At 63.8% G+C, this 2,373-nt stretch carries 2 protein-coding genes and 1 pseudogene; all 3 read left to right on the top strand.

Going from position 1 to position 2,373, the window contains the following annotated elements; all coding sequences use genetic code 11:
• On the top strand, window positions 1-1,211 hold a 1,211-nt coding region (locus tag WCB02_RS21725; protein ID WP_423961287.1), incomplete at its 5' end, for a tetratricopeptide repeat protein.
• A gap of 153 nt (window positions 1,212-1,364) precedes the next feature.
• Entirely contained in the window at window positions 1,365-1,946 is a 582-nt protein-coding gene (locus WCB02_RS21720) for a hypothetical protein (RefSeq protein WP_423961285.1), read from the top strand.
• Window positions 1,947-2,113: 167 nt separating this feature from the next.
• Window positions 2,114-2,373 (top strand): annotated as a pseudogene (locus WCB02_RS21715) (fatty acid hydroxylase family protein); the annotation flags it as partial.

The following is a 2,373-nucleotide window of genomic DNA, read 5'->3' as shown; positions in this document are numbered from 1 at the left end:
TTCGGCATCAGCTCGGCAAGGTCTGCTTCGCGCTGAACGAGACGGCAGCGGCGATCCGGCATTTCGAAGCGGCGATCGCGCAAAACCCTGATGATGCCGACAGCCGCTACTGGATCGGTGGTATCAGGCAGGCGATGGGCGACCTCGACGGCGCGGAGGCCGCCTACACGGCAGCCACGCGGATCCGCCCGCGGGTCCGGCGGCAGGCGATCAAGAGCCCGCCGGATTTTCGCGCGCTGGCGCTGTATGCGCCCTTTGGCGGCAACACGCCGATCCAGTTCCTGTTTGGGGATGCCACCTACGACATCGATACGCTGGCCTTGTTCGGTCCTCGCGAGCCCGAAATCGCCTCGCTCGGCGAGATCGATGTCGTCGTCAATCTGATTTCGGATGCCGACGAGGCCGCAGCGATGCTGGCGCCGGCTGCGCGCCTGGCCGACAAGCTCGGCAAGCCCGTCGTCAACGCCCCCGGCAGCATCCTGCGCACGACGCGCGATGCGGTGGCCGAACTGCTGTCGGATATCCCCGGCTGCCGTGTGCCGCGGATCCTGCGCCTCGATGCCGGCGCCGACGTCTCCGCCGCGGCGCTCGCAGCGCGGCTGCCGTTCGCGTTGCCGGCTCTGGCCCGGCCGGCGGGCACCCATGGCGGCGACGACTTCGAAAAAATCGAGAGCCTCGATGCGCTCGCGGGCTTCCTGGCGCGGCGACCGGAGGACGACCACTACGTCATCGAATATGTCGACTACGCCTCCGGCGACGGTCATTTCCGCAAGTACCGCTTCATCTTCGTCGGCGAGGAGATCCTGCCCTACCATCTCGCGATCGGAGGCGACTGGAAGGTGCACCACGTCTCGACCGACATGTCCAATCAGCCCTGGATGCAGCAGGAGGAAGCGGCGTTCCTCAGCAATCCCGCCATCATCTTCAATGCCGCGCAATATCAGGCCCTGCGCGCGGTGCGCGAGCGCTTCGGGCTGGATTATTTCGGCATCGACTGCGGGCTCGATCGGCGCGGCGATCTCGTCGTGTTCGAGGTCAACGCCTCGATGCTGGTGCACGACGACAATGCGGAGTTTCCATACAAGGACCCCTTCGTCCGCGCCATCAAGACCGCCTTCGGGGCCATGCTGCGAAACCGCGCCGGCTGCGGCCGGCCGAGTGGGCTCGCGGACGGGCCGCAGCGAGCAATGCCGCAAGCGCAACCGTCTTGAGCAGCGCAGCAAAATGACGTGATGTGCCAGAGACCAGCACATGAACGGAAGTCGAGGGCGGAGCAGCGCAGGCTCGCGGATCAAGGATTCGGCCGCGTTGTGCGGGTTCTATTTGCGGACGTTCGCTGTCACCTCCGCGTCATGCTCCGCCTCTTGATCGGGCCGCGCCGAAGTGATTTGTGTCGGTGGGGCGTGATCAGGAGCGCCGATGATCATCGGCCAACGAGGACAGCATCAATGTTTCGTCATCTCCCCATCATCCGTTGGACTCTTCGATGCGCAGCCTTGACAGTCATGCTTGTCGCAGCGCCTGCTTGCGCGCAGCAGAGCTTCGAGAACGTGGCCGGCGCATGGTCGGGCGGCGGCACGATCAAGCCGTCGGATGGGCCGCGCGAGCGCGTCCGCTGCAAGGCCGATTACACCGTCAAGAGCAGTGGCCAGTCGGTGAAACTCAATCTGCGCTGTGCGAGCGATGCCTATAAAATGGAGCTGAGCGCCAATATCGACCAGAACGGCAGCGACCTTTCCGGCAACTGGTTCGAAAGTGAGTATCGCCAGGGCGGCAAGGTCTCGGGACGAAACGTCGACGGCCTGATCGAAGCGAAGATCGAGGGCGATACGATCACGGCCTTGCTGAATGTCGCAACCAAGGGAAACCGTCAAACCGTTTCCATGGAATCGCCGGGCGCCTGGCTTTCACAGGCTTCGATCGAGCTCGTTCGAGAGTCGCGATGAACCCAACCGCTCGACCGGAGCACTGCGATCGAGTTGCAGGCGCTGCGCAGGGCGACATCACGGCGCCTCCCAATGGCGCTCCGTCCGGACGCCATTCCGCAGTCGCTTTTGAGTCGTAATTCCAGCATAGCAGGACGGCCGTGCGGTCATTTCGGTGGAGTCAGAGGGTGAATCAAACCAAGCTCGGCTTCTATGCCGACCTCTTCTTCTACCCGATCGTTGTCGGCGGATGGTTGCTCTATGACCTCGACGGCCGGCGCTTTGCCTTGCACTCGCGCTGGTGGCTGGCTTTTGTGTGCGGGGCGATGCTCTGGACGCTCGTCGAATATCTGCTGCATCGTTTTGTCTACCATGAGGTCGCCGGCATCAAGGAGCTTCATGGCATGCACCACGCGCGTCCGAACGACTTCATCGGATCGCCGCTCTG

This window comes from Bradyrhizobium sp. (assembly GCF_049581145.1).
Lineage (GTDB): Bacteria > Pseudomonadota > Alphaproteobacteria > Rhizobiales > Xanthobacteraceae > Bradyrhizobium.
Note: the sequence above shows the minus strand (reverse complement) of the source record. Positions and strands in the feature narration are given on the sequence as shown.